The sequence below is a fragment of the Clostridium sp. AM58-1XD genome, from assembly GCF_003464085.1.
GTDB lineage: Bacteria > Bacillota > Clostridia > Lachnospirales > Lachnospiraceae > Lachnoclostridium_A.
The window spans coordinates 88,539-104,114 of the sequence record NZ_QSDR01000005.1 but is presented as its reverse complement, the minus strand read 5'-3'; the positions used below and the strand labels follow the sequence as shown (position 1 = coordinate 104,114).

Below are 15,576 nucleotides of genomic sequence, written 5' to 3'. Positions count from 1 at the left end.
GAGGCCCAGACCAAACGTCAGGAAGCTGTATTCCATGGTAGACCGCACCATGTGAGGATTTTCACCGCCTGTGTCCCTTCGAAAAATCCCGTATCCTCCTTCGGCCGCACCGTTCTCATCCGCTCTTTCCGTTTGAGAATAATCGTCAGTCCACCTTCACACAGCGCGTTGACAACGCGGGCAAAAAATGCTCCCCAGAACGGCAAAAATCTCAGAACTACCGGGCGGTAGACGGTTTCCTCCAGATCAAGTCGCGCAGGCCATCGTTCCACATATATCATGGTCCCATCTTCTGCCCGTTCCATCAGCATGCCGCGGATCACTACGATATATACGATGCTGCCGATCACCATGCTGATCACGGCGCCCTTCAGATTTACCGCTGAAAAATAGGCCACCTGGTGTTCCGGGCTTATTCCGCCCATAAATCCCTGTCCAAGATCGGCAATCCTGTCCATCGTCAGACCGGGCAGCATTCCCAGGGCAGGAAGCAAGGCCGCTGACAAGCCGAGGGCAATCCTGCTTTCCATATTGATGTAAGCGGCCTTTTCCCTGCCGCATTCCTGCCCGCCTGCCGGCTTTTCAATAAATATGGCGATAAACAGCTTCGTCATATAAGCTACCGTAAGCCCGCCTGCCGTCAGGAACAGCCATTCCAGCACGTGGTAGGGCGCCGTATTCCATCCGCGCTCCCCCGCCATTGCAATATATTCCACAATACTCTCGTGAAGCAGCGTCTTGCTGACGTATCCGTTCCACAGCGGAATACCCATAATCCCCAGCGTCCCCATGGCGAATACGGCTGTCAGAAAGGGTTTTCCCCTGCCGTATCCTCTGATGTCATTTAAATTCAGCTTGTGAAGGTTCATATAGATACAGCCTGCTGCCATAAACAGCACCAGCTTGATCAGAGAATGATTCACCATATGCAGAAGGGTTCCTCTCACCGCCAGCGCATTGTGTTCTCCCAGAAGGCCCTGCATCCCCACGCCCACCAGGATAAAACCGATCTGGGACATGGATGAGCATGCCAGCGTTCGTTTCAAATCCATGGTAAATACAGCCAAAACAGCTCCCAGCACCATCGTTATGGTTCCCAGCACCAGAATCATCCGCCCCCACTGGACGTCATGAAAGAACATGGTACTGCTGATAACGAGAACACCGAACATGCCGGCCTTCGTCAGAATTCCTGACAGAAGGGCGCTTGCGGGAGCCGGAGCTACCGGATGGGCATTGGGGAGCCACACGTGCAGCGGGTACATGCCGGCCTTTGCCCCAAATCCCACGAGAATCAGAATTCCGGCGGTATAGAAAAGAGGTCCTCTTCCGATTTTATCCGCCAGCATTCCGATCTGCCCCATATCCAGCGTTCCGATTTTTGCATATATCATAAAGAGTCCAAACAGAGCGCTCAGACCTCCGATCACGGCGATTGCCAGATACGTTCCTGCGGCTTTTTTAGCCATCTTAGTTTCTTCATGTATGACCATCACAAAAGATGTCATGCTCATAATCTCAAAAAACAGGAAGGTAGTAAACAGATTGCTGCTCAGGAACACGCCGATCGTAGCTGCGCATGTCATCAGCATAAAAAAGTAGTACCTGTTCCTGTTTCTGTAATGCCTGAAATACTCCTCAGAAAACAGGGTCGTCATCATCCACATAAATGCTGCGATCATCCCATAGAGCCAGCGGAATCCGTCCGCTTTCAGATAAATTCCGCCTTCGCAGAATCCGGCCCACGTAAATTCTGCCGTGCTTCCATGAGGATAGAGAAACAGCAGCCATGTAAACTCCATTACCATAGCCGCCGAGGCGAAATGATTTCTCCAGGCCTTGTCATATTTTCCTATGATATAGCTGATCACAGCCGCCGCAAACGGCCAGAAAACGGCCCATGCTATCCTGTAGTCCCCCATGTTTCTCCCCCTGTCTTTTCCGCGTTTCTTCTATCATCTTACGTTACATTTTAATATATCCCCTTCTCTTTTACAATTCTTTTTTTCCTATTATGCCTCTATCGTCTTCCGATTACCCTGTAAAACCGGAAATCCCCGAACCAAATGCAGCTGATAGAAATTGCTTTGCGCCTTTGTCCTCCTAAAAAATTACTGGCGCATGGCACTCACAACAGCCCGCATATGGTTCGGGGTATAGATTTTTACAGATGATAATACCTGATTCCTTTCATCCTGCAGAACTCTTCCAGGTCGGCGGTATAATCGCCCTCCACACAATGAATGTGATTTGAGCTGTACACTTTCATAAATTCATTTAAGTCTACGTGGTGCTCTACAAAGGATGTCGGCCTGTAAGGAGAGTATTCCTTAATCTTTTCCCTGTCCTCCTTCACCGTATTTCCTGTAAAGAAAGCCATTTCATACTGGTCGTTCTTTCTGAACAGACGCATATATGTAAACGTCCCTGCCCCGCATACAACTGCGTTGCAGCGCCTCCTGCCATCCCAAAGCCATGGGGCATAAGGTGAACTTCCTTCAAATTTTCCTCCGAATTCTCTGATAAAGCCGCAAAGTAAGAAGCCATGGAACCGCAGTTTGCCAACACAAAGCGCTCAGGCGTAATCTGAGCGATATCCTGCAGAGCCGTAGGCCTGCCGCCTGATATTAACTTCAGTATCTGCATGGACAACGCGCCGTCTGCATCCGCCTCGCAGCTGCATGCCACCGGACATTTTCTTCCGTCTGCGTCATAAGGGTCATTCATCATCTGAACGTTCAGGCACTGAAGGCAATAGTGGTTGCTCAGTTCTGTCTGACATTTGATACCGATAAAATCCAGTTCGTATGCATCGATAATGCTCCTGGTCGCCAGATAACTGGCCGCCATTTTTTTCAAATGTTCTCTGGAAAAATTCCTGCTCTCGTCATACTCGACCCTGCCGTATTTCTCTTCAATAAAACGGACGCAGCCATCGATTGCCTCATCCAAAATCCCGGCTCCCCTGTTTACAATTTCGAACTGGTCGATGTGCTCGATATCGACTCCGAAGATCTTTTCCCACAGAGCCAGATCCGCTGTTCCTGTGCTGATCCCCAGGCTTCTTCCTCCGATACATCCGAGGTCTGTCCGTTCAGCTCCTCGATAGCGTTTGCAGCGTTGGCCCAGGAAGTCAGCTCCCTGACCGCCTCTTCTTCACCGCCGTCATATGGAATTCGTTTATACTCCACGCCGATCTGGTCCATAGCTCCTGCCGCCGCCAGAAATCCCAGCTGGCTCAAACTGTCCTTGGCCTGGTTTCCCACCAGGGCCATCGGCTTATTGATTGCCTTTGCCGTATGGGCCACAATAGAAGGATTTATAAAAATAGGAATGTATAGGATAACCGGCCCTGCGCCTTTGTTGACCTTCTTTGCAATTTCAAGCCCCTGCCGCTTACTTCTGATTTCACATTTATCTACATAATCTACATCAAATATCTCTGAGAGCCTATCCAAATGCTTTTTAAGCTCCCGCTCCTGGATCTCTCTGCGGGCTTGATAGACATCCTCCCGCATCTTTGTCTCCGAAAATAAAATCAGCTGTATGTTTCTCTTCTTCATATTCTTTTTATTCTCCACGCCTGAGCTGCTTCCGTACATACATCATAATCGCAGACCGTTCATTCATGTATGTAGTTAAATTCAATTCCCTTCATCTCGCAGAAGTAGCGGATCTCTTCCACATAATTCCCCAGAACTCCATGAATGTGGTTGCAGTCATAAGACTCAATCACCTTCTCATAAGAGACATCCGGCTCTACAAACATATGAGGCCACTGTTCACACGTTGCCTTCAGCATGCTTTCCGGCATTTCCTTTGCCTGCCCCGTAAATACGGAAAACACAAATTTACCGTCTGTATGGGTAATCCTCCCAAATGTCATCTGTCCGCCTGCCGCAATATATTCCACATGACAGCCTTTTCCGGCATACTTAGGGATAATCGGCTTTAACGTAACCTTCTTTAAATTTTCCTCCGGCACGCTGCTCTGTCCTGCATACCAGGTTGCCATTGCGCCGCAATTACAGAAATAAAATAGATTTTTCTTCTTGCTGTAATAACGGAAATCGGAGAAAATCACCGGCAGACCGGAAATCTCCTTCATCACCTGCATAGTAAGTCCGCCCTCAGCGTCCGCTTCACATGTAAATACCCTTGTTTCCTTCGGTCCGTCCCAATCATAGGGGTCATTGAAAAATGCGGCAGCCAGACATTGCGTACAGTAATATGCGCTTAATTCATAATGGCATTTCACTCCCACAAAAGCATAGTCCTTTTCCTCACAAATGTCTTTTGTCGCATAATAATGACGGATCTGCTGTCTTAGGGATTCCTCCGTCAGCTTATCGGAATCGTAAGCGATGCTCACTCTGTCTTTCAGCCATTGTGCCGCCCGTTCTACCTTGTCTTCCGGAACCAGTTCCGCCCTTCTTAAAATTTCCGATTGATCCATATGGTCGATATCCACACCGAACACCTGCTGCCACCGGTCGGCAGAAGCAGTCCCCGAACCCATGCCGATACTCCGTCCGCCAATCAGTCCAAAGGTCTGCCCGGCCATATCTGTAACCGCGTGAGCTGCCCGCAGAAAATGCATGCACCGCGCCAGCACATTTTGGTCCTCAATATCTCCCCATACCTTTTCGCAATAATAGCCGCACTGCCGCATCAGGCTGCTGGCTGCCTGCAGACCGCCAAGTCCGGGTAGTCCTCCGTTAACATTGGATATCACAAGCACCGGTAGCTTCAGTACGCTGGCCGCAATCAGCGAAAAATTCGGAAATGCAAATACAGGTACATTAAATATGACCGCATCCGGCAGCTCTGCCTTTAATTCCAGGGCATATTCCCTTGCCTGACCGTTTCCGGAAACGGTACGGTCACTCCCGCATATAATGACCTCTCCCGTCTTTTCCAAAGCTGTCCGAATCCTTAACGAACAGTCTGCAATATATCCGGATAGATCTTCATGGACGCTTGCCCTGCCGTCAGAAAACGATAAAATACCAACACGAATTTTCGACATCTTCTGCCTCCTTCATCATTTTTTTTCAAATTCTTCTATTAAATCCAGACTGATATTATGGCGGCCTCCGATAAATCTGGCATTCAGCCATTCATCCAGTATCTCTAGGGCCAGGAAATCACCGAGAATCTTACCGCCCAGGCAGAGGACATTGGCATCCGTATGTTCCCTCGCCGTTCTCGCCGCATAACAGTTCTCCACCAGGCTGGCCCTGATTCCAGGATATCGATTTGCCATCATCGACATCCCGACGCCTGTGCTGCATATCAAAATGCCTCTCTGGAACTCTCCGCTTAAAATCCTCTCTGCCACTTCCTTTGCATAGTATGGATAGCGGACGACCTCTTCCGTATCTGTTCCGATATCCTGATATGCAATTCCCTGCTCATCTAAATATTTCTCAATACTTTTCTTCAACCGCACTCCGCCATGGTCACAGCCAATAATTACCGGAGCTTTCGGATCAAAATCTCCTCTCACTTCTATCCTCCATTTTTCAGATGAGCTTTACCAGCTTATCTCTGAATTCCTGATAACACCTGCAAATTTCGTCCTCTAGCCTGTCCCTTTCTTCATCATACGGGAAATCTGTTTCTTCCCACCAGTCCACAAGCTCCTTCACTCCGTCCACAAGCCTTACCTTCGGCTCATATTCCGGAACCGCCTTTTTAAATTTATCCATCGAGAACACAGAAAAATGTACTTTTTCAAAATTCAGATGAGCACATACGGAAGGAAGCATCTCCCGCAGAAGCACTGTTGGCACATATACGAATTTCGGCTCTCTTCCCACAGCTTCTCCTACAGCCTTGTACAGATCCTCCCACATTACAATCTCCGTATTCGTAACGTGGAAACAGTCATTATACGTTTTTTCATTGCCGCAGCTTAAAAGGAATCCCTCTGCCAAATCCTGTACAAAGGTAAAACTCCAGGGAATCACACCTTCCCCAATCATCACCACCGGCTTTCCTTCCCGTATCCTTCTCACCACATTTCGATTCTGGCGAAGAATGCCGAAGTTCGCAGCCCCGGGGCCAAACGTCAGAGAAGGACGGATAATGGTAATTGCCGCATTTACTTTTCCCATCCGGGACACAAGATACCGCTCTGCCTCTGCCTTCTGGAATCCATAGGTGAATTCCCTCTTTGTATCCAGGCATTCCTCGTCTTCCCGGATCGGATAGCTCTTGTACGGCCTGTCATAAGCGGCAATGCTGGAGGTGACAATAATCTGCTTCACCTGATTTCCAAATACCTCCACAGTCTGTTCGGCAGCCTCTCGATCAAAACAGGTCATGTCGATCACCGTATCTGCGGCAGCAGACGCCATTTTTGCCTTAAAATCCCCTTTGTCATTCCGATCCCCATTTATTACAGTCACTTCTGGCGGTACCTCACACTTTTTGCTGCCACGGTTAAAGATTGTAACCTTATGGCCCGCTTTTACAGCCTGGTTTACAATTTCCCTGCTGATAACACCGGTTCCTCCAATAATTAATAAGTTCACAGCTCCATCCCCTTCCCTATCATGTTCTTATTCGAATCGGATTCATCACGTTCCTAACAGATTTGGCAGGAATGTGGAAATCTGAGGAATATAAGTAATCAAAACCAGCGCAATTCCCATCATGATGTAAAACGGAATCATCGCTTTAGAAAGCTGTCCTACGGTACGTCCGGAAATGGCGCTTCCGATAAACAAGGTATTTCCTACCGGCGGTGTAATCAGTCCGATACCCAGATTTAAAATGAGCATAGCACAGAAGTGGCATGGCTCCATCCCAAGATTGGTAACGATCGGAAGAAGGATCGGTGTAACGATCAGAATAATAGCCGCCATATCCATTACCATTCCGCAGATCAGAAGGAAAACGTTTATCATAAGAAGAATCACAACCGTGTTATTGGTTATGGACATAATAAGTTCCGTCACATAGGTCGCCACATTCATATAGGTAACCAGCCAGCTGAAGCAGTTGGAAAGTCCGATGAGAATCAGAATAATCGCACTTGTCTTTAAGGCTTTTGCAAATATCTTCGGGATATCCCTGAGCTTGATTTCCCTGTAAATGAAAATACCCACAATCAATGCATATACGACTGCAAATGCCGCAGCTTCCGTTGCAGTAAAGATGCCGCCAAGAACGCCTACTACCACAATAAGCACCGTTCCCAGCCCCGGGAGAGCTTTTACAAAGCACTGGAAGGCCACCTTCAGGTTGAATTTTTCTCCCTTTGGATAATTTCTCTTAATCGCTACAATATAGCTGTACACGCAAAGGACAAATGCCAGCACGAAGCCTGGTACAATGCCTGCCATGAAAAGCCTTGCAATCGATACGTTGCCTGCCGCCAGAGCAAACAGTACCATGTTGTGGCTTGGCGGAATCAGCATGCCTTCTACAGAACTTGCCATTGTAACGCAGGTGGAAAAGTCTGTGTCATATCCGTCTCTTTCCATCATAGGAATCATCATAGAGCCGATCGAAGCCGTATCTGCGGCAGAAGAACCGGAAATTGAGCCAAAAAATAAGCTGGCAACGATATTCACGTGTGCCAAGCTTCCTCGAATCCATCCTACCAAGCTTTTGGAAAGCCCGACCAGCCGGTCTGTAATTCCTCCGGCGCCCATTACCTCACCAGCAAGAATAAAGAAAGGAACTGCCATCAGAGAATACACATTCATCCCCTTAATAACCTGCATAGTCATCGTCTGTAAATCTACTCCGATATAAAAACACGTAACAAGGGACGCAGCCATAACTGCCAGGAAAATATGTACTCCCGCTAAGAGCAGACCGAAGAAAATCCCCAATAATAAAGCGACTGCTACACTATCGATTTGCAATTATATCACCTATCCTTCCTATCATCGCTACAATGAGCATCCCGATTCCTACCGGCTCTGCCATATATAAATAAGAAAGGGGCAGACGGGAACCTGTCATTTTTGTCATTCCTGCAAGACCAACCAGATGTACACTGTATTTAAAGAACACTAAAAGAGCTACAAGGCCGATTCCATGTACGATCAGCTCCAGACCCTTGTGCATTTTCTTAGAAAGGAACATTCCCCAAAAATTGATGCGGATATGGCGGTCCTCTTTTAACGCAACGGCCGCACTTAAAAATCCGAACCATACCATACACAGAAGCGCCAGTTCATCTCCCCATCGCGGTGCATTATGCAGCACATAGCGCATAAATACACTGTATGCCACAATGCATACCATGCCCCACATGAAAACAACGGCAACTCCTTCTACCAGTTTAAAAATGATGTCATATATTTTCTGAATTGTTTTCACCTTTAATCACCCATTCCTTTAGAATCTGACGCAGCGCAAATACGGCTGCGTTTCGGGGGTACTTAAAACCGGGGGATGCCCCATGACTGAATCTGCAATCGATTTCAGCATTGCAGCATCCCTTCCGGCCGTCTGATCATGATTTGTCAAAACCGTCAGACTACTGTAACTACTGACCTACTTTTTCAATCTCTGCGATCATATCTTCAAAGCCTTCGCCGTACTCAGCGGTAACGTTCTTACAAGCTTCTTTCCATGCGTCTTCGTCTTCCGGGTAACAGAAAGTTACGCCATGTTCTTCACAAAAAGCGATCTGATCTTCCATTAAAGCATCGCCTTCCTTAGCAAAATAATCGCCTGCCGTCTGCCATGCTTCCAATACCCAGCCCTTCTGCTCGTCATTCAGCTTAGCCCATGTCTTTTCAGAAATAACAACCGGATAAGCCGGAATCATACCATTGTTCATTACAAAGTACTTACATACTTCGTACAGCTTGTTGGAAACGAAAGAATCCAGCGTATTTGCAGCTGCATCGATAACGCCTGTAGACAGAGAAGTATAAACTTCAGAGAATGCCAAAGGTGTCGGATTCATGCCAAGTGCCGCCTTATAATCCAGGTACAGGTTCGCTTCCACGCTTCTCATCTTCAGCCCCTTTAAGTCTGCTAACGTCTTAATTTCCTTCTTCGCCGTAAAGAACGCGCGTGGCGTATCAACCAGCCAGCCTACGCCTACAAAGCCAGTCCCGGAATCTGTAATGTCCTGAAGAAGCTTATCGCCGATTTCACTATGCGCTACTTCGATCGCATGCTGTCTGTCTCTGAAAATGTAAGGAAGGGATGGGACTGCCATGCTGGCGATGCCATAGTCATATAATGCGGATGCATCACAGCGGTACATATCAAGAGTACCTAACTGAACCATCTGCATGCATGTCGTTCCGTTGCCAAGCTGCGCCGCCGGGTAATACTGAACCTGCATGGTTCCTCCGGATAAATCTGCCAGGGCGTCTGCAAAAGAGGTTCCGATGGCCTGTCCCAATAAGGAGCTGGCCGGCTGGCTGTCACAGATGGAAAGAGTGATCACATCTCCGCTGGCTGCCGCTTCTGTAGTATCCGTTCCCTTCTCCTCTGCTGCTTCTGTCTCCTTCGCAGCCTCTGTTGCTGCCGGAGCAGCCGTTGTCTCCGTCTTTGGTGAGCCCCCACATCCCACGCAAGATGCTGCAAGCCCCACTGCAAGTAACGTTGCTAATACTTTTTTCATTTTTTACCTCCATAAGTAATTTTTTTATTTCTCATATGCGAAAGACTCCCTTTTACACATCCTTATAAAATGGATTTTCCTTTGCATAATGAATACTGGCTGGCTGGTTATACCCGATATAGGGAATATCCAGATATTCAAATATGTCATAAACCGCTTCTGAGCAATCCTCAAATGTAATTGCCGCATGATGTGGAAAGTGTTTATCCAGCAGCACATACCGGTAAAACCGTTCCATCTCTCTTACCCCAATCAAACCGTAATTTCCATAAGTATTTACTTCTACAGGGAGGATTTCTCCACTTACCACATAGGACAGCAGGCTTCCGTCAGGAGCTCCATGAAGGCGGAAAACCGAAGACGGCCCTGGTATCATCCGCCCCTCTAATGTCCCTCTGTTTAACTCCTTTCCTGTTTCAGGCGCATATGGGTCTTTTCTGTTCAGTTTATATTTAAGCTCAGGCCGGATCAGATAACAGGAATTTGTGTTTCCGCAGTGGAACGCCATAAATAGTTCTCCCTGACGATATGGGTAACCATCTTCCTGCACCTTTTTATAAATGTCATCGGGAACGGCGTTATTAATATCCATCAGCGTAACCGGTTTTTCTCCGGCGCACAGGCCTATAAACTCTGATAATGCCCCGTAAATATCGGTCTCACAGGCTACCGGAATCCCCTTTCCTGCCAGTCGGCCGTGCACATAACAAGGGAGGAAGCGGAACGCCTGCTGAAATGCCGGCCAGCATTTATTTGCAAATACCACATATTTTCTGTCTCCCTTGTTTTCTTCCATCCAGTCTAAAAGGGTCAGTTCATACTGGGCCATAGCAGGAAGAGTCTCTTTATACTTATCGCTGCCCAATTCCCTGGCCATATCCTCTGCAACAGCCGGAATCCTCTTATCTCCTTCATGGCGGTTAAATGCCAGCAGCAGATCCAGCTCGGAGTTCTCCTGAATTGCCACTCCCAGCCGGTATAGCCCGTTAATCGGTGCATTACATGCGACAAAATCGTCTGGTCTCGGCCCGAATGAGATAATTTTTAAAGCCTTCAGCCCTACGACGGCTCTTGCCACCGGAAGGAATTTTTTCATCGCCTTTACGATACCTTCGCATGTTCCCACCGGATATCTGGGAATATATGCCTTCTGCCCCCGAATCCCCAGATTATAGGAACAGTTAAGCATACCACAGTAGGAATCCCTCCTGGAATCATACATCCGTTCATCGCATTCTTCTGTTACCCCTGCAAACATCACCGGGCCGTCAAAACGTTCCGCCAGGATTGTCTCCGGCGTCTCCGCTCCAAAATTCCCCAATACAACTGCCAATGCATTGCATTTCTCTCTTCTCAGGAAGTCTAATATATCAGAGATATTATTTTCCCTTTCCACAAGAATCGGGCAAACGGAAACATCCATCTTTTCATTTGCCGTAAATTGTTTCAAATCAGCTGCGGAATCGGCGGATAATTGTTCAGAAAAATTGTTTCTGCTGCTCATTACCAGTCCTAATCTGATTTCCGGATAATTTTTTTCCATAAAATCGCCTTTCTAACATGCCACTTTTGCCGTAGTACTTTCGTCATATCTGTAATATTTATGTATCTAATATATCATAATCCCCCCCCCCCACAATTGTCAATTTTTCACTATATTTTCGTATTTTTTTGTGCATATTGACGAATATTGTCATTTTCAAAAATTTTTATCGCATTAAAATCTCACTTTTTTTCATGTTTTTTTTTATATTTTTATTGATTTTATCTCCATCAATCGCTATACTTATAGAGGATTCATTTTAAGATTACTTGGTATATGGATTGCTTTATATCTGTGATATATTACACTCTTTCCAATTAAACAGAAGAAGGATATTACATCATGTCGAAAACGGATTATGCTTATGATATAATTAAAGAGCAGATTGTTTCTGGTAAGTTGAAGCCCTCAGAAGAGCTTTCCGAAAAGGTATTTCAGGAAAAGCTGTCTGTCAGCCGCACTCCTATTCGGGAAGCCTTTCAGACCCTCCATCACGAAGGGTTCATTGAGATCCATCCCCGAAAGAGTATTCTCGTAGCCCCTGTTACCTTTCATCTTCTGGAACAGATTTTTGATACCAGGATCATGCTGGAGCCACAGCTTTTCAAGCGGGCCTGCGGAAAGATCGAGGATGAAAAGCTTCTGGATATGAGATGGAGGCTTCTGAATCCCCCTGATCACATGAGCAGCCATGAACAGGAAATTTACTACAATAACCTGGACCTGGAGCTGCACTCGTCCGTGGTGCCTTATATCAACAACCTGTTTATCGAGAACACATTTCGGATCGTTCAGGACCATGAGACAAGAATCCGGAATATTCTCTTTAATATTGACACCAATTCTCCTGTTATCGAAGAGCATGTTTCCATTATTAATGCTCTGCTTCAGCGTTCCGAATCCGAGATCGTATCCCAGGTAACCATACATACGGAAAACGCTCGCAAAAAGGCGTTCTTATATTTTTTTGACCACACTATATAATTTTTTATTGAAAGGAGATTTTCGAAATGACCAACGAAAAGAAACAGGAGTTGGATGCTCTTTGTCTCAAGTTCAGAAAAAATCTGATCGAGACATTGCATGGCATCCAGACAGGACATCCAGGTGGCTCTCTCTCCGTTTGTGAGATTCTAACCACACTATACTTTAACGAGGCAAATGTGACCCCGGAAAATATCGATGACAGAAGCCGGGACAAAATCATTCTGTGCAAGGGACATGCAGCTCCCATGCTGTATTTAAATCTTGCAGAAAAAGGATTCTTCCCGGAAGAAGAGATGAAGACTCTCCGCCAGATCAACAGCCGCCTTCAGGGACATCCATGTTCTAAGGAAACGCCTGGTGTAGAAGCTTCTACCGGTCCTTTAGGCGCAGGCTATCCATTTGCTCTTGGTATTGCCCTTTCTGACATGCATGACGGTATTGACGCCTATACATATGCGATCTTAGGCGATGGTGAAATCAACGAAGGTGTCGTATGGGAGACTTGCATGAACGCTTCCAAGTTCAAAGCCGACAGGCTGATTACGATCCTCGACTGGAACGGCGTACAGCTTGACGGTACTTCTGATGAAATCATGCCTATGGGTGACATCGCTTTAAAGTTCAAAGCTTTCGGCTACAATACGGTTGTATGTGACGGACACGACTGTGCGGCGATCAGCGCTGCTATTGCTGCTGCAAAGTCTGTCAAGGGTGTCCCGAGCATTATCCTGGCAAAAACCGTCAAAGGCAAGGGCGTTTCCTTCATGGAAGGCAAAAACACATGGCATGGAGCTCCGATTAAGGACGAACACTACGAAGCAGCGATGAAAGAATTAGGAGGTGCACAGTAATGGCTAAAGCGATTCGCGACGTATATGGAGAGACAATTACAAAATACGGTGCAACCAATGAAAACATTGTTGTGTTGGATGCAGACGTATCCGGTTCTACAAAATCTGCAGTTTTCGGAAAGGAATTCCCGGACCGTTTTTACAACTGCGGTATTTCTGAGTATGCAATGATGGGCATGGCTGCTGGTATGGCTAAGAGCGGCAAGATTCCGTTTGTGAATACATTCGCCGTATTCCTTACTACTCTCGGTTCCCTTGCTGCAAGAACTTTCATGTCTTACTCCGGACTGAATATCAAGATGATGGGCGGCTACGGCGGTCTGTCCGACGCTTTCGACGGCGCTACCCACCATGCATTAGAAGACATCGCCCTGATGAGAACCCTTCCAGGAGTTACTGTTATGGTAGCTTCCGATGCCGGGATTACAGACTGGATGGTTAAGACAGCCATCGAAGTAGACGCCCCTATGTATATCCGCCTTTCCAGAGATGCAGCGCCTGACTGTCATCCGGAAGGAGCAGAATTTGAAATCGGCAAAGGCATGGTTGTAAGAGAAGGTACTGACGTAACCATTATCGCATGCGGCCTTATGGTAAGCACAGCGATCGCTGCCGCCGAAGCTCTTGCAGCGAAAGGAATCCATGCAAGAGTTGTGGACATGTACTGCATTAAGCCGATCGACGCAGAATTAATCGAAAAATGCGCCAGGGAAACGGGCGCAATCGTCACCGCTGAAGAACACAGCGTTATCGGCGGACTTGGCGGAGCTGTTGCCGAGGTTCTGGCAAAAGCCGGCTGTGCCGTTCCAACAGAGATGATTGGAATGCAGGACCGCCATGGAGAATCCGGCCCATACGCCGATCTTCTGAAAAAATACGGTCTGGATGCAGACGCAGTTGCTGCTGCCGCAGAGAAGGCAGTTTCCAGAAAGTAATTTTTTGATCGGTCCAATTCCGTTCATGAAGGGAGGACGGCAAAGATTTTATAAGACGCTCTTCCCTATATAAGAACAAGGTCTTTCCTGGAAAATAAAAAATGGGAGGCTGCAAACCTAGCTAACGCTGGTTCGCAGCCTCCCATTTTATACTGTATTGGGATATACTGATGTTTTTCAAAGCATTCCGGATGCAATTCTGTCGAAAACTGCCGTCATTTTTCCGGCATTGAGCGCCAGAAGAACACAGACGGCTGTGATCGTAATGACGGGCAGTTTCATCATCCAGTTCGGATCATGTTTTTCATCCCATATCTTCTCTTCTTTTCCCTTCTCCGGAAACCACGCCGCAGCGATCACCGTCGCCATGTAAAACAGGGTGAGAAGCGCCGAAAGGATCAGCGCGCATACACCAAGATTCCCAATCAGGACTCCCGACCCGGCCGCCGCTATTCCGATCCGGCATTTACTGATGAAGCCTCCCAAAGGCGGAACCCCCACCAGTGCCAGCCCCATGACGGAAAAGCAGAAAAATATGACAGGCATGGATTTCCCTGCCCCCTTCATCTGGTAAACGTATTCCTGCTCCGTCTTATAAAGCACCGCCCCTGCGCAGAAGAACAGCGTGATTTTCATAAATGCGTGAAAAATCATGTGGGTCAGGCCGGCTGACAGACCGGCCGGCGTCATAAGCGTAATGCCCAGCAGGATATAGGAAAGCTGGCTGACCGTGGAATATGCCAGTCTCCTCTTCAGATGCTGGGTAAAAAACGCTCTTCCCGATCCATATATAATCGTTGCCCCCGCCACGCCGATTACGATGGCCTGAGCCCAGCTTCCATAGAGGAAATCAGGGCCGAATATCCAGTATATCAGCCGCATGATAGCGAACACGCCGCCCTTTACAACGGCTACCGCATGAAGCAGGGCCGACACCGGCGTCGGCGCCACAGAAGCCGTCGGAAGCCAGCTTTCAAATGGAATAATGGCTGCTTTTACACCGAAGCCAAAAAAGGCCAGCAGAAAAGCGGCATACATATGAGTCGCTTCTGTTCCCGAAATCCCGCTCTCCAGCACTCCGCCCCAGACGAATTCCATTGTAGTGGAATAGTGATAGATCGCGATCAGGCTGACAAACGCCAGCGCCGCCCCTGTCATGGAAAAGGCAGATATTTCTTGCCTGCATAGACGGCCTTTTTATCCATGGAATGCATTACCATGGGAAGGGTGATAAAAGTCATCAGCTCATAGAAAAAATACATGGTAATGAGGCTTCCTGCAAAGGCAATGCCGGTTACCACTCCATATGTAATGGAAAAACAGCAGAAAAATTTATTTTCCCGGCCTTCGTGCTTCATATATTCAAAGGAATACATGGTCGTCAGAGGCCATAAAAAAGCGATCATCGCCGCAAATACCCGGGAAAGCCCGTCTGCTCCAAGGGAAAACACCATTTTGTTTCCAAAGGAAAAGAGCACCAGACGGCCAACCGGCGGATAAAGCGCCAGCAGGAAAATGGCGGCTGAAGTCAGGGTAACGCCTGTTCCTGTAATCCACCAGAGAACGCCTCTCTTTTTCGGGCGGATGAGAAGAATGACCATCCCTGTCAGAATCGGAAGAATGATCGGCACAAGCAGCCAGATTTCTCTCATATCT

Annotated in this window: 16 protein-coding genes; 3 read left to right on the top strand and 13 right to left on the bottom strand. The window is 47.4% G+C overall.

Features of this window, described 5'->3' with window-relative positions:
• Positions 1–17: 17 nt before the first annotated feature.
• The 11 genes from DXA13_RS04275 to DXA13_RS04230 all read right to left on the bottom strand — a co-directional run bounded on the left by DXA13_RS04275 (position 18) and on the right by DXA13_RS04230 (position 11,147).
• Positions 18–1,922, bottom strand: coding sequence for a complex I subunit 5 family protein (locus tag DXA13_RS04275; RefSeq protein WP_243008965.1), 1,905 nt, complete (start codon positions 1,920–1,922; stop codon positions 18–20).
• Positions 1,923–2,164: 242 nt separating this feature from the next.
• Positions 2,165–2,380: a hypothetical protein gene (locus DXA13_RS04270; protein WP_243008971.1), complete on the bottom strand. Its 216-nt coding sequence runs from the start codon at positions 2,378–2,380 to the stop codon at positions 2,165–2,167.
• Entirely contained in the window at positions 2,353–2,952 is a 600-nt protein-coding gene (locus DXA13_RS20715) for a hypothetical protein (protein WP_147347986.1), read from the bottom strand. The genes DXA13_RS04270 and DXA13_RS20715 overlap by 28 nt, the downstream gene beginning before the upstream one ends.
• 17 nt (positions 2,953–2,969) lie before the next feature.
• Entirely contained in the window at positions 2,970–3,563 is a 594-nt protein-coding gene (locus DXA13_RS04265; RefSeq protein ID WP_147347985.1) for a hypothetical protein, read from the bottom strand.
• Between the two features lie 59 nt (positions 3,564–3,622).
• Complete coding sequence (locus tag DXA13_RS04260) at positions 3,623–5,029, bottom strand: L-fucose isomerase (RefSeq protein WP_118242070.1); 1,407 nt, start codon at positions 5,027–5,029, stop codon at positions 3,623–3,625.
• A 15-nt stretch (positions 5,030–5,044) separates the two neighbouring features.
• Positions 5,045–5,509: a ribose 5-phosphate isomerase B gene (gene rpiB, locus DXA13_RS04255; RefSeq protein WP_118242069.1), complete on the bottom strand. Its 465-nt coding sequence runs from the start codon at positions 5,507–5,509 to the stop codon at positions 5,045–5,047.
• 16 nt (positions 5,510–5,525) lie between these two features.
• A complete protein-coding gene (locus DXA13_RS04250; RefSeq protein WP_118242068.1) occupies positions 5,526–6,539 on the bottom strand; it encodes an NAD-dependent epimerase/dehydratase family protein in 1,014 nt (337 codons plus the stop codon).
• Positions 6,540–6,584: 45 nt separating this feature from the next.
• On the bottom strand, positions 6,585–7,880 hold the full coding sequence (locus DXA13_RS04245) for a TRAP transporter large permease (RefSeq protein ID WP_118242067.1): 1,296 nt from the start codon (positions 7,878–7,880) through the stop codon (positions 6,585–6,587).
• Positions 7,867–8,340 carry a TRAP transporter small permease gene (locus DXA13_RS04240; protein ID WP_118242066.1) on the bottom strand — a complete coding sequence of 158 codons (474 nt, stop codon included), beginning with the start codon at positions 8,338–8,340 and terminating at the stop codon, positions 7,867–7,869. Before DXA13_RS04240 ends, DXA13_RS04245 begins: the two co-directional genes overlap by 14 nt.
• 169 nt (positions 8,341–8,509) lie before the next feature.
• Positions 8,510–9,604 carry a TRAP transporter substrate-binding protein gene (locus DXA13_RS04235; protein ID WP_118242065.1) on the bottom strand — a complete coding sequence of 365 codons (1,095 nt, stop codon included), beginning with the start codon at positions 9,602–9,604 and terminating at the stop codon, positions 8,510–8,512.
• 52 nt (positions 9,605–9,656) lie between these two features.
• On the bottom strand, positions 9,657–11,147 hold the full coding sequence (locus DXA13_RS04230; RefSeq protein ID WP_118242064.1) for a fucose isomerase: 1,491 nt from the start codon (positions 11,145–11,147) through the stop codon (positions 9,657–9,659).
• A gap of 342 nt (positions 11,148–11,489) precedes the next feature.
• Here DXA13_RS04230 and DXA13_RS04225 point away from each other — a divergent pair, with 342 nt between their 5' ends.
• The 3 genes from DXA13_RS04225 to DXA13_RS04215 are packed head-to-tail and all read left to right on the top strand — an operon-like array spanning position 11,490 to position 13,920.
• Entirely contained in the window at positions 11,490–12,131 is a 642-nt protein-coding gene (locus tag DXA13_RS04225) for a GntR family transcriptional regulator (RefSeq protein ID WP_118242063.1), read from the top strand.
• A 26-nt stretch (positions 12,132–12,157) separates the two neighbouring features.
• Complete coding sequence (locus DXA13_RS04220) at positions 12,158–12,985, top strand: transketolase (RefSeq protein WP_118242062.1); 828 nt, start codon at positions 12,158–12,160, stop codon at positions 12,983–12,985.
• A complete protein-coding gene (locus DXA13_RS04215; RefSeq protein ID WP_118242061.1) occupies positions 12,985–13,920 on the top strand; it encodes a transketolase C-terminal domain-containing protein in 936 nt (311 codons plus the stop codon). The genes DXA13_RS04220 and DXA13_RS04215 overlap by 1 nt, the downstream gene beginning before the upstream one ends.
• Positions 13,921–14,097: 177 nt before the next feature.
• Here DXA13_RS04215 and DXA13_RS04210 read toward each other — a convergent pair whose 3' ends face one another.
• Positions 14,098–15,078, bottom strand: coding sequence for a proton-conducting transporter membrane subunit (locus tag DXA13_RS04210; RefSeq protein WP_243008964.1), 981 nt, complete (start codon positions 15,076–15,078; stop codon positions 14,098–14,100).
• Positions 15,075–15,572 (bottom strand): hypothetical protein, encoded by a 498-nt coding sequence (locus tag DXA13_RS21490; protein WP_243008963.1) that lies wholly within the window; start codon positions 15,570–15,572, stop codon positions 15,075–15,077. Before DXA13_RS21490 ends, DXA13_RS04210 begins: the two co-directional genes overlap by 4 nt.
• Positions 15,573–15,576: the final 4 nt, after the last annotated feature.

Coding starts and splice junctions, on each gene's coding strand:
- DXA13_RS04275 (WP_243008965.1), bottom strand. CDS start 1,922: ATGGGGGACTACAGGATAGCATGGGCCGTTTTCTGGCCGTTTGCGGCG.
- DXA13_RS04270 (WP_243008971.1), bottom strand. CDS start 2,380: ATGGCTTTCTTTACAGGAAATACGGTGAAGGAGGACAGGGAAAAGATT.
- DXA13_RS04265 (WP_147347985.1), bottom strand. CDS start 3,563: ATGAAGAAGAGAAACATACAGCTGATTTTATTTTCGGAGACAAAGATG.
- DXA13_RS04260 (WP_118242070.1), bottom strand. CDS start 5,029: ATGTCGAAAATTCGTGTTGGTATTTTATCGTTTTCTGACGGCAGGGCA.
- DXA13_RS04235 (WP_118242065.1), bottom strand. CDS start 9,604: ATGAAAAAAGTATTAGCAACGTTACTTGCAGTGGGGCTTGCAGCATCT.
- DXA13_RS04230 (WP_118242064.1), bottom strand. CDS start 11,147: ATGGAAAAAAATTATCCGGAAATCAGATTAGGACTGGTAATGAGCAGC.
- DXA13_RS04225 (WP_118242063.1), top strand. CDS start 11,490: ATGTCGAAAACGGATTATGCTTATGATATAATTAAAGAGCAGATTGTT.
- DXA13_RS04220 (WP_118242062.1), top strand. CDS start 12,158: ATGACCAACGAAAAGAAACAGGAGTTGGATGCTCTTTGTCTCAAGTTC.
- DXA13_RS04215 (WP_118242061.1), top strand. CDS start 12,985: ATGGCTAAAGCGATTCGCGACGTATATGGAGAGACAATTACAAAATAC.
- DXA13_RS04210 (WP_243008964.1), bottom strand. CDS start 15,078: ATGACAGGGGCGGCGCTGGCGTTTGTCAGCCTGATCGCGATCTATCAC.
- DXA13_RS21490 (WP_243008963.1), bottom strand. CDS start 15,572: ATGAGAGAAATCTGGCTGCTTGTGCCGATCATTCTTCCGATTCTGACA.